The 10488-nt window shown below is 43.2% G+C and carries 11 protein-coding genes and 3 tRNA genes; 2 read left to right on the forward strand and 12 right to left on the reverse strand.

The features are described 5' to 3' along the window. From AKG33_RS06400 to AKG33_RS06420, 5 genes are all read right to left on the reverse strand, one after another. Positions 1 to 130: GTP-binding protein (locus AKG33_RS06400; protein WP_235503155.1), on the reverse strand; the 130-nt coding region annotated here is incomplete at its 3' end. Positions 131 to 178: 48 nt separating this feature from the next. Then, a tRNA-Thr gene (locus AKG33_RS06405) sits at positions 179 to 254 on the reverse strand. A 17-nt stretch (positions 255 to 271) separates the two neighbouring features. After that, a tRNA-Gly gene (locus tag AKG33_RS06410) sits at positions 272 to 345 on the reverse strand. 3 nt (positions 346 to 348) lie between these two features. Beyond that, positions 349 to 433: transfer RNA gene (locus AKG33_RS06415), tRNA-Tyr, on the reverse strand. Positions 434 to 489: 56 nt separating this feature from the next. After that, complete coding sequence (locus AKG33_RS06420; RefSeq protein ID WP_012031584.1) at positions 490 to 1299, reverse strand: symmetrical bis(5'-nucleosyl)-tetraphosphatase; 810 nt, start codon at positions 1297 to 1299, stop codon at positions 490 to 492. Between the two features lie 29 nt (positions 1300 to 1328). On the opposite strand from AKG33_RS06420, the gene AKG33_RS06425 reads away from it, so the two are divergent. Continuing rightward, positions 1329 to 2123 (forward strand): aldo/keto reductase, encoded by a 795-nt coding sequence (locus AKG33_RS06425; protein WP_012031585.1) that lies wholly within the window; start codon positions 1329 to 1331, stop codon positions 2121 to 2123. Further along, positions 2086 to 3354, forward strand: a complete 1269-nt coding sequence (locus AKG33_RS06430; RefSeq protein WP_049752505.1) for a 3-deoxy-D-manno-octulosonic acid transferase — start codon at positions 2086 to 2088, stop codon at positions 3352 to 3354. The genes AKG33_RS06425 and AKG33_RS06430 overlap by 38 nt, the downstream gene beginning before the upstream one ends. Before the next feature lie 48 nt (positions 3355 to 3402). On the opposite strand, the gene AKG33_RS06435 is transcribed toward AKG33_RS06430, so the two are convergent. The 7 genes from AKG33_RS06435 to mutS all read right to left on the reverse strand — a co-directional run bounded on the left by AKG33_RS06435 (position 3403) and on the right by mutS (position 10369). Continuing rightward, positions 3403 to 3942, reverse strand: coding sequence for a flavodoxin (locus tag AKG33_RS06435; protein ID WP_012031587.1), 540 nt, complete (start codon positions 3940 to 3942; stop codon positions 3403 to 3405). A gap of 33 nt (positions 3943 to 3975) precedes the next feature. Next, positions 3976 to 4851, reverse strand: a complete 876-nt coding sequence (gene folD / locus AKG33_RS06440) for a bifunctional methylenetetrahydrofolate dehydrogenase/methenyltetrahydrofolate cyclohydrolase FolD (protein ID WP_050708041.1) — start codon at positions 4849 to 4851, stop codon at positions 3976 to 3978. Positions 4852 to 4899: 48 nt separating this feature from the next. Then, the gene (locus tag AKG33_RS06445; RefSeq protein ID WP_050708042.1) at positions 4900 to 5313 is read right to left on the reverse strand and encodes an HIT domain-containing protein; all 414 of its coding nucleotides are present in this window, start codon (positions 5311 to 5313) and stop codon (positions 4900 to 4902) included. 55 nt (positions 5314 to 5368) lie between these two features. Beyond that, positions 5369 to 5674, reverse strand: a complete 306-nt coding sequence (locus AKG33_RS06450) for an H-NS histone family protein (RefSeq protein ID WP_012031590.1) — start codon at positions 5672 to 5674, stop codon at positions 5369 to 5371. A gap of 218 nt (positions 5675 to 5892) precedes the next feature. After that, a complete protein-coding gene (grxD, locus tag AKG33_RS06455) occupies positions 5893 to 6222 on the reverse strand; it encodes a Grx4 family monothiol glutaredoxin (protein ID WP_012031591.1) in 330 nt (109 codons plus the stop codon). 20 nt (positions 6223 to 6242) lie between these two features. Beyond that, a complete protein-coding gene (locus tag AKG33_RS06460; RefSeq protein WP_012031592.1) occupies positions 6243 to 7679 on the reverse strand; it encodes a surface lipoprotein assembly modifier in 1437 nt (478 codons plus the stop codon). Between the two features lie 104 nt (positions 7680 to 7783). Continuing rightward, positions 7784 to 10369, reverse strand: coding sequence for a DNA mismatch repair protein MutS (gene mutS / locus AKG33_RS06465; protein WP_012031593.1), 2586 nt, complete (start codon positions 10367 to 10369; stop codon positions 7784 to 7786). Positions 10370 to 10488: the final 119 nt, after the last annotated feature.

Raw genomic sequence — 10488 nt, forward strand, 5'->3', positions numbered from 1 at the left:
CCGCACTTCCAAATCGTGCCGCACTTACTTTTGTTAACGCCGCTGTTAATGTGGTTTTACCATGGTCTACGTGTCCTATGGTACCTACGTTTACGTGGGGTTTCGCACGCTCAAATTTCTCTTTTGACATTTCGCTACCCAAGAATGTAATTAATAAACATGATTGACAGATTTTAACTGGAGCCCATAACCAGATTCGAACTGGTGACCTCTTCCTTACCAAGGAAGTGCTCTACCTACTGAGCTATATGGACGTTTGATGAATGCTATATGGAGCGGGTGATGGGAATCGAACCCACACCATCAGCTTGGAAGGCTGAGGTTCTACCATTGAACTACACCCGCAGGTGGTGGTGGGGGAAGGATTCGAACCTTCGAAGGCTGAGCCGGCAGATTTACAGTCTGCTCCCGTTGACCGCTTGGGTACCCCACCAAAATAGAGAGCGCATCTTATCAGGTAAATTTTAACTGTCAAGTTTTTTAATAGTTTTATAAACGCACCGTTTGCGTGGCAGAAACCGCCCATTTGTCCACATCAAACGCAGCAATTCTTCCGCCCCACGCAGCGCCATCGTCAAGACACGCCCACGATTCGCGAATTTTCAATCCCAAAGCCGCCCAATGCCCAAATATGCAGCGATAACCATCGCGACGTTTTAATTCATACCACGGTATTAAATCTTTAGGCGCTTCATCGGGCGGCATCTTTGCCGTCCAATCGTGCGCGCCATTTTTTTTACGAAAAAACCGCATACGCGTTAACGTATTAACCATAAAACGGTATTGTTCCAATTTATTTAAATTGTCAGACCACATCAGCGGTTCATCTTGATAAACTTGCCACAAAAATTCATCGCCCGCCGCACCGCGCAAATGCTCCAAAATTTCCCCGTGCAAAGATAACGCCTGCTCCACCGTCCAATTAGGATAAAGTCCGGCATGAGAAACAATAATTTTTCGAGCAAAATCCACAAACATCAACGGCCATTGCCGCATTTTTGCGAGCAAATCCGCGCCATCAGCGGCGTGCAAAAATTCAGCGGTGCTAGCTTTCATCTGCAAAGACGGATAAGCCGCCTGTACCAACAAAGAAAAATCATGATTTCCCATAACAACTTTATGACGAGCGGGATCTAATTGGCTGACAAAACGAACCACCGCCAGAGAATCAGGGCCCTTATTAATTAAATCGCCCAAAAACCACAATTCATCGCTGCCTTCAGAAAAATGAATTTTATCCAATAAACGCATCAACGCGGTATAGTGTCCGTGCACATCTCCGATAACATAAGTTGCCATTTTTAACCTCCACACCTATTTAATAATCGATGAATACATTTTTTTTACCACGTCGCGCGCTCGGCAAAACCAATATTATGCTTTCGGCAGCCGGTTTGGGTACCGTTAAATTTGGGCGCAATCAAGCGATGAAATATCCTAATCCTTATGAACTTCCCGATGATAAAACCATCAGCAATTTGCTGTCGCTTGCTTGGGAAATGGGCATTAATTGGCTCGATACGGCGCCGGCTTACGGCAGCAGCGAAAGCCGTTTGGGACAATTAATGCCGTCCAAAGATTGGATTATTTCCAGCAAAGTTGGCGAGCAATTTATTCAAGGAAAATCCTATTTTAATTTTACGAAAAAAGAGACACAAATCAGCCTTGAAAAAAGCCTTCAACGCTTAAAACGCGACTATTTAGACCTCGTTTTTATCCATTCAAACGGCGACGATGAGCGCATTTTATTGCACAGCGACGTTTTAGAAACCTTGCAACAAGCCAAAGCCAAAGGCTTAATCCGCGCCATCGGCTTTTCCGGAAAAACATTAAACGGCGCCCAAATTGCCCTGCAATACTGCGATGCGCTGATGATCAGTTACAGCCTGACGGATACCGATTTAGCGCCCGCCATTAAACAAGCCGCACAATGCGACGTTGGTGTCGTTATTAAAAAAGGTTTTGGTAGCGGTCATTTATTCGCGCAATACAGCGTCACCGATTTAAGCGATTTTCTCTTTCAACAACCCATTACCGCCGTTATCACCGGCACCCTTTCCGCCCAACATTTACGTGAAAACTGCCATGCGCTTACCCTTGCCGCCAATCGCTATCCTTTATAACCTATTGATTGCGCTCGCGCTTCCTTTTGTTTTTTTGCGATTATTGTGGAAATCGCGGCGCAATCCCGCTTATCGCCATCATTTATCCCAACGATTTGCTTACGATTTACCGCCGGCGCCGGCGCAATGTTTTTGGTTTCACGCCGTTTCCGTTGGGGAATTTATTGCCTTAAAACCGTTATTAATTGAAATAATTAACCACGATCCCAATCAAAATTTATGGATAACGATGACCACGCCCACGGGGCGCGCACAAATTGCCGCTTTTGCCAAACTTTATCCCGAGCGCGTGGTATATAGTTATTTTCCTTATGATTTTTTCCACATTCAACGCCGTTTTATCAAACACGTTCAACCGCGCGTTGCCGTTTTTATGGAAACCGAATTATGGTTCAACGCGCTGCACATCATTCAACAGCAGCATATTCCCAGTTATTTAATCAACGCGCGACTGTCGCGGCGCTCGTTGCACGGTTATTACCGTTTTGCGCGCTCATTATTGGCGCCGGTTTTAAAAAAAATGCAGGTCAGCGCGCAGCACTGCGATGACGCTCGCCGTTTAAAAAAGTTGGGCGTTCCCGCGGAAAATATCATCGTTTTACCGACGTTAAAATATGTGATGTCGCCCAAAAATCCGGACGAAACGTTATGTTTTCTACCCAGTAAACAACATTGGTTATGCATCGCCGCCAGCACGCACGCCCCCGAAGAAGCCGACATCATCGCTGCTTTTAAAGTGTTGCAAAAAACGGAACCGCAGGCTTGTTTATGCATTGCGCCGCGTCACCCCGAGCGCCGGCAAGAAATCAGTAAAACCATTCTCGCCGCCGGTTATCAGCCCAAATGGCGCAGTCGCGGCGAACAACTCAATCATCATTCCGAAATTTTTCTGCTCGATACGATCGGCGAATTGGCGCGCGTTTATCAAATAGCAGAAATTGCTATTATCGGCGGTTCTTTTTATCAACACGGCGGACAAAATCCTTTAGAAGCCATTCACGCTGGTTGCGCGGTATGTTTTGGCGCTTCTATGACTAATTTCCAACATATTGCCGCAGAACTCATTCATCAACCTTTTGTGCGTCAATGCCGCCGCGAGACGCTCGCTCAAACGTTAATTTTCTTGCGCACGCTTCATTATCCGCGTGAAAAAATCCGTATTTACGGGCAAAACCGCGCCGCAGAAGTATTAGAGCAACATTATCGCCATTTTTACCGCGTTTTATCTTAAAAAAAACGGACTCGATGAGTCCGTATACAATTTTCGTTAATCGATTAATTAAGCGGTAATTTTTTGAAATTCTGGCAAAATTTGCGCGAGCCATTGTTCTAAACGCGGCGTGGTTTTTTCCGGTTGACCGTCTTCATCTAATGCTAGCCCGATAAAATAATCGTTTTCAGTCAATGCTTTAGATTGTTCAAAATGATAACTATCATCTTTTTTCCACGCACCGATAAAGCGCGCACCCTGTACGGCAAATTGCGCGCCCAGCATGCCCATTGCGTCTAAATAATATTCCGGATAACCGATTTGATCGCCCAAACCAAATAACGCGATGGTCGTACCGCGCAAATCCGCTGCGGCAATTTTATCGACGATCAATTCCCAATCATCTTGATATTCTCCGTAATTCCACGTGGGAATACCGATAATAATTTTTCGATATAAAAACATATCGTTTGGGTCGTCTAAATCAATAATGTTGATCGGCGTTAAATTAATGCCGTGTTTTTCGCGGGCGATGCGTTCAATTTCAAATGCCACGTCTTCCGTCATGCCCGTAGTGCTACCGTAAAACAATCCAATATCTTCACTCATTCACGTTTCCTTAAAAATTTTATGCGCCGTTATTTATTTGCCAGATTGTTGTATGGCTTTTGCTAAAGTCAGCGTATTTTTTAATAAACACGCAATCGTCATTGGTCCAATGCCGCCGGGAACGGGCGTAATCGCTGCTGCCACTTCTTTTGCGCTTTCAAAAGCCACATCGCCCACCAATTTGGTTTTATCGCCAACGGCAATGCGGTTAATGCCCACATCTAACACGACGGCGCCAGATTTGATCCAGTCTCCTTTAACTAATTCCGGTTGACCAACGGCAGCAATAACGATATCCGCTTGACGGCATAATGCCGGCACATCAGGCGTTTTAGAATGCGCGATGGTTACGGTGGCGTGTTGTTGCAATAATAACGCCGCCATAGGTTTACCAACGATATTTGAACGCCCGATAATCAGCGCTTTTTTTCCTGCCAAAGAATCGCCAAAATAACGTTTTAATATCAAGGAACAACCCAACGGCGTGCAAGGAACGCTACAAGGTTCCCCCGCCCATAAGCGCCCGATATTCAACGGGTGAAATCCGTCAACGTCTTTATTGGGATCAATGGTATTGAGGACAATTTCCGCGTTTAAATGCGCGGGTAACGGCAGTTGCACCAAAATGCCGCAAATTTGGGGATCGTTATTTAAAGCAATGATTTTAGCGAGCAATTCGGCTTGCGTTGTTTGCGCCGGCAAGCGGTAAATCTGACTCAAAAAACCGACTTCTTCAGCTTGAATCCCTTTATTTCTTACATAAACTTCACTCGCGGGATCATTACCCACTAAAATAACCGCTAATCCTGGACGCACGCCGGTTGCGGCAATAAATTGCGCGGTTTCTTGTTTTATTTCGCGACGAATTTCAGCGGCAATTTCTTTGCCATTAATAATTTCTGCACTCATAACGTATTCCTTTTTTTAAAAATCAATCTTTTTAACGATATTCATTGATTAATGATTTAATGCCGCCGCTAATTTATTTGCTTGCGCTTGTAATATTGTCATTTCTACTGCTTTTTCATGATGCGGTTGTTGCTTTTGATTGTTCCATACGGGAATAAGATGCATATGATAATAAAATACGGTTTGCCCCGCTGCCGCCCCGTTAAATTGCATGACTTTAATCCCATCAGGTTGAAAAACGTTCCATTGTGCCGTTGCCAATTTTTTACTAAAAAGAATAATTTCGCTTAGTGCGCGATCATTCATTTCTAATAAATTTTTACCGCCTTCTTTAGCAATAATTAAAGCATGTCCCTGACTTTGCGGAAAAGCGTCCATAAATGAACAAATAAATTCATTCTCATAAATTTTTGCGCTGGGAATTTCTGCTCGTAAAATTTTATGAAAAATAGTATCCGACATAATTACTCCTTCAATATAAAAAGCACGCTCGCGCGTGCTCAATCTTAATTATTCTTTATTTAATTAGCATATTTTTTTCATTGCCGCCTTTATCAATATACGCTTTATACCAATCTGGCTGTCGTCCCATTCCGCTCCAAGTTTGTTCCGGATTATCAGGGTTAGCAAATTTAGGCGGACGTTTGCTCGCTGTTTTCCGGCTCACCGTTGGCGCAATATCCTGCGCAAAACGGCTGGCTTGGCGTTGCGCTTCGGCGATAATTTCTCGCGCTCTTTTCTTTCGCTCTTTATCAATATAATTGATGAGCGTTTCAAAATCATCATTAGATAGCGCATCAATATAATCAAATAATTTCTCCATTATATTCTCCATTTCTGCTCATGGCAGAAAATAATAATCGAATTGATGCTAATATGCAATTTAAGGATTTATATTGATTGGTAATGCGCATTTATTAAAATTCAATAAACAATTTAATCATCGGCGTATTAAATAAATTATCGGCAAATTTAATTTTTGAAAAATTTATTTTCAATTGTTCCGTATCATTTAAAAAATATGCTTATTAAATTCAAAAATTATTCCATTGATTCCGGCCAAACAACATTTTCCAATAATTTTTCTAATTCACCATTTTCATACATTTCAACGATAATATCGCAACCGCCAATTAATTGTTGATTCACCCACAATTGCGGAAAAGTAGGCCAATTGGCATATTTCGGCAATGTCGCGCGAATTTCCGGATCTTGTAATACGTTGACATAAGCAAACGATGTTTCCAAATCCTTCAAACATTGCACCGCTTTTGCCGAAAAACCACACATCGGCATATCCGGCGTTCCTTTCATATAAATCAAAACCGGCATTGAAGCAATTTGTTGTTTAATTCGCTCGAGAGTATCCATATTTTTATCCTTAAATATTTTTAAAATGTTTTGCTCAATTCAATATAAGCGCGACCCGTGCCATTTTTTCGATCGTAATAGAAATGATTACTATTGGTTTTATTCCATTCTAGTGACAATTTTGGCGTAATGCCCCAAAAATGCCAATCGCGGTACCAAAGTTGCACGCCGGTATTATATTCCGTATCGTTACGCTTAATATTTGCCATTAAATCAGCACCTTGATAAAGACGTTTCCCAACGGAAGCGCTTAACCGCGTAGAAAGTCCACCCGACCAATCCTCTATCCAACCAGCGTTGACGCCGTACCGAAAAAAGCGATCCGCATCATCTTGGGCGTCTTGATAATAATGATTAACGCCGCCGAAAAAATAGCGTCCAGAATGCGCCAAATATAAGAGATTAAGCGCTTGATAATGCCGTTGACCGTCTAACCATGAATGATGATCGTGTTGTGCATATTCGCCTTCATAAATACCCGATAACCGCCATTTTGGTGTCATCCAATAATTCATGCTGACCGTGGCGCCAGCGGCGTGCGCATATTTTTTTCCAGCATAAAAACGTTGACTAACAAACGGCAATACGCTCGCATCAAAGCGCGCATTTTCATAACCCACGCCCGATCCCAAACGCACTTGAATATCATCATATTGATCCGTATTCCAATACCAATTAGCGTGTGCGCTGCCTTCAAAATTGGCGTACCAATTATTTTTAATGGGCAAACGCCGATCCGCATTAAGCCGCAAATAAAGTCCATCGGCATTTTCTTTTTCCGGAAAAGTAATCGTACATTTTTCAGCAAAAGGGCACTGATCCGTTTCGCGAGAACGAATATCCGGCGCCTGATTGATATTAGAATCGTGCACATAATATCCGCTGACGCCAAACGACCACGCCTGCCGTTCTCTAAGAGCCGCTAAAGCTGAATCGACCACGGCAGCAATCTCTTCCGGCAAATCTTCGCTACGCAAACGTTCCAATTGATCTTTTGCAGCCGCATCTTGCCGATCGCGCATCAATGCCAATGCGAGCTGCAATCGTACGGGCGGCAAATTGGGATCATTAGCAATCATTTCGCGATATAACTCAATGGTTTGTTTCACATTTCCTACAGATTGCGCCAATGCCGCTTCCGCAAAACGAATTAATTGCTCGTTGCGTTCGTGTTCGGGGAACTTTTTATAATGCGGCAATAAAACTTTTATTTGCTCTAAACGACCGTGCGCAACGGCATTGTCCAAAGAGCGCGCCACCGCTTGAGGATCCTCCGATAAATCCAACGGTGCATCTTGTTCTTCCGACAATAATGATGACAACATCTCCCACGGAATTTTAACTTCGGGCAGACGTAATGTTGGATTGACTTCTTTGGCAACTTGCACTTGATAAGCTTCTTGTGCGCACACCGATAAAGTCAAAAAACCCAGTAATAACCCACTATATTGCTTCATAAAATTTCCACTACCGCTAAAATAGGGCGCAAATTGTACCATTATCACGCGATAAACCGCGATGATTGGCGTATGAATTGATACTGGTTTGGTTTTTTAAGGAATTACAACTCGTTTTTATCGAGATCGCGCACAAGTGTTTTTAATTGATATAACCATTCATGCGCGGCTTTGGGCGATAATTCATCAGGATTAATCTCCTGAATTTGTTGCAAGATATTTTTTATCTGCGGTGACAATGAAGGTTTTTGAGATTCTATTGGCAATAACGCTTGATGAGCGCGCTGCGGCACCCGTTTTTCTTCCAATTGCCGCAATTTAGCGTTGGCATTGTGAATCACCGCTTGCGGAACGCCGGCTAATTTCGCCACGTGTAAACCATAACTTTTGCTGGTGGCACCCTCTTCAATGTGATACAAAAAAACAATGTGTTCTTGATCTTCCGCGGCGGATAAATGAATATTTGCGCCGTGTTGATGCCGTTCAACTAAAGCGGTTAATTCGAAATAATGGGTGGCAAATAATGTTAACGCGCGGTTTTTTTGCAACAAATGATCGGCAACCGCCCACGCCAGAGACAATCCATCAAAAGTGCTGGTGCCGCGCCCGATTTCGTCCATAATCACAAGACTATGTTCATCAGCGTTATTTAAAATATTTGCGGTTTCCGTCATTTCCACCATAAAAGTAGAACGACCACCGGCTAAATCATCGCTGGCACCAATCCGCGTAAAAATGCGATTAATGCGACCAATCCGCGCTTCTTTCGCTGGAACATAACTGCCTGCAAGCGCCAAAATAACAATTAATGCCGTTTGCCGCATATAAGTAGATTTTCCGCCCATATTAGGCCCCGTCAAAATGAGCAATTGTCGCTTTTGATGAAGCACAAGATCATTGGCAATAAAAGGTTGCGCGCTTAATTGTTCAACAACGGGGTGCCGTCCGGCGGTTATTTGAATTTCAATTTGATTGCTAAATTGCGGGCGGCAATAATGATGCTCTTTTGCCAAACGCGCAAAACACGTTAAAACATCGCTTTCTGCCAACGCCGTTGCCAAACGATATAAATCATCGCGCTGTTTATCGAGGGTTATCAGTAATTCTGTGTAAGCTTGTTTTTCTAGTGCCAGCGCTTCATCTTGCGCGTTTAAAAGCCGTTCTTCTAAGGTTTTTAATGATTCGGTGACGTAGCGCTCACTATTTTTTAACGTTTGCCGACGAATCCAATGCGCCGGCGCGTTTGCTGCCTGACTGCGCGGAATGTCAATATAATATCCGTGCACACGATTAAAGCCGATTTTTAACGTATTTAAACCGGTTTGCGCTTTTTCTTCCTGTTCCATTTTTTCTAACAATTGTGCGCTGTGATCGGTTAATTCATGCAAAGCATCTAATTCCGGCAAATAACCCGCGGCAAAAATACCGCCTTCTTTTAAGGTTAAAGGCGGCGCTTCAACGAGCGCTTTCATTAAAAGGTCGCCCAATTGCGGGCAATGCATTAATGCTTGAGTGGCAGCCGCTAATAATGGACTGTGCGCAGCGCTGGTTTGTAATAAGGCATTGATAGCAGGCAGTTGCATTAATGTATCGCGCAATTGTGCTAACTCTCGCGGTTTAGCTGTTTGTAGCGCAATGCGCGTTGTAATGCGTTCAATATCGGCGGTCGCGCGTAGTGTTTTGGCGATTTCGTCCAAATCAGCGTGCGTTAATAATGCGGTAACGGCTTCTTGCCGTTCCAAAATATATTCGTGTTGAATTAATGGTTGATTAATCCAGCGTTTTAAAGTCCGCACGCCAGCAGCGGTACTACAACGGTTAATGGTGGCAATTAAACTATGTTTACTTTCGCCGTTTAATGTGTATTCCAATTCTAAATTACGGCGCGTGGTGGCATCTAATAATAAATATTGATGATCGTGTTGTTTTTGCAGCGGTTTTAACGGCGGTAAATGATATTTATGCGTATCGTGCAGATATTGCAATAAACAACCAGCGGCAGATAACGCGGGATCATCGGGCGCAATACCAAAACCATCAATGGTAGTCGTTTGATAATATTCACAAATTAAACGATAACTGCTGTCGCTATCAAAATACCAATCGGGTTGACGGTGTGGTTTTAATGCCGTAATAAAAGCAGGGACGTTTGCCGTTTCCGGCATTAAAATTTCCGCAGGACGCAAACGCTCAATTTCACTTTGTAATTCTTGTTCATTGAGTCCCATGGTTAATTGAAAATCGCCGCGGGTAATGTCGGCATAAGCGAAGAAGTAGTTATTTTGAAAGCAAAATAAGGACAATAAAATGCTGTCGCGCGCTTCATCTAATAGGTTTTCATCGGTTAAAGTGCCCGGTGTAATAATGCGCGTTACCGCCCGTTCAACAAGACCTTTGCCAACTTCTCCAACTTGTTCGCAAATAACCGCTGACATGCCTTGTTTTACTAATTTTGCCAAATAATTTTCTAATGCATGCGCCGGAACGCCCGCCATCGGAATCGGTTTACCGCGGATTTTGCCGCGCGCGGTAACGGTGATATTTAGCAATGCTCCTGCTTTTTTAGCGTCATCAAAAAACAGTTCATAAAAATCTCCCATGCGATAAAAAAGCAAAAGATCGGGAAAATCTTCTTTGATGGTTAAATATTGCTGCATGGCGGGAGTATGTTCGGATATTTTTGTATTCATTAAAAAAATCGCTTTTTATTAAAACCGATATTTTATACTACGTAACCACGCCGTTACACAAGCATAAAGAACGAACCGCCCGATGGGGCGGTTTTAATTTGTGTGGTGTTATTTAGCAG

Source organism: Dichelobacter nodosus (assembly GCF_001263335.1).
Taxonomy (GTDB): domain Bacteria; phylum Pseudomonadota; class Gammaproteobacteria; order Cardiobacteriales; family Cardiobacteriaceae; genus Dichelobacter; species Dichelobacter nodosus.